At 61.8% G+C, this 777-nt stretch carries 1 protein-coding gene; it reads left to right on the forward strand.

What is annotated here, in order from left to right; all coding sequences use genetic code 11:
• Positions 1–777, forward strand: a 777-nt coding sequence (locus tag C7T36_RS29800; RefSeq protein ID WP_146153472.1) for a phosphopantetheine-binding protein, incomplete at both ends; no start/stop codon positions are given.

Consider the following 777-nt stretch of genomic DNA (forward strand, 5'->3'; position numbering starts at 1 on the left):
TCGGGTGGGGGTCTCGCGTTGGAGTTTGTGGGTCGTGGTGATCTGCAGGTGAAGGTGCGTGGTGTTCGGATCGAGTTGGGGGAGGTGGAGTCGGCGCTGTTGGGGTGTGTGGGGGTGGTTCGGGCGGCTGCTGCGGTGCGGGAAGATCGGTTGGTCGGGTATGTGGTGCCGGAACCGTCTGTAGGCCTGGATACTTCGGTGATTGTGGATTGTGTGGCAGGACGGGTCCCTGCGCAGATGGTGCCGGCTGCGGTGGTGGTGGTTGACGAGTTGCCGGTCACCCCTAACGGAAAGCTGGACCGCGACGCATTGCCCACGCCGGATCTTTCTGCTGTTCGGAAGGAATACCGAGCTCCGGTAACCGAGATGGAATCGGCGTTAGCAGGGTTGTTCGAGGAGGTGCTCGGACTCGAATCGGTAGGCGTGGAGGATTCGTTCTTCGCCCTCGGCGGTGACAGCATCATGTCGATTCAGCTTGCTGCGCGGGCAAAAGCTCAGGGCGTGGTCATCTCCCCGCGGGATGTGTTCGAGCGTAAAACAGTGGCTGGGTTGGCGGAGGTAGCAGTTGAGGCGGGTGGGGCCGACGTAGCGAAGTTGGAGGAAATGACGGGCGGTGGTGTCGGCGAGGTTCCGTTGACGCCGATAATGCGGTGGCTCGTCGAGCGGGGTGGCTCGGGATTCAATCGCTTCTCGCAGGCAGTGATGCTGAATCTGCCGGAGGCAATAGACGAACAGAGCTTGGCGAGCACGATACAAGCGGTGCTCGACCATCACGAC

This window comes from Rhodococcus sp. AD45-ID (genome assembly GCF_003023755.1).
Taxonomy (GTDB): Bacteria; Actinomycetota; Actinomycetes; order Mycobacteriales; family Mycobacteriaceae; genus Rhodococcus_F; species Rhodococcus_F globerula.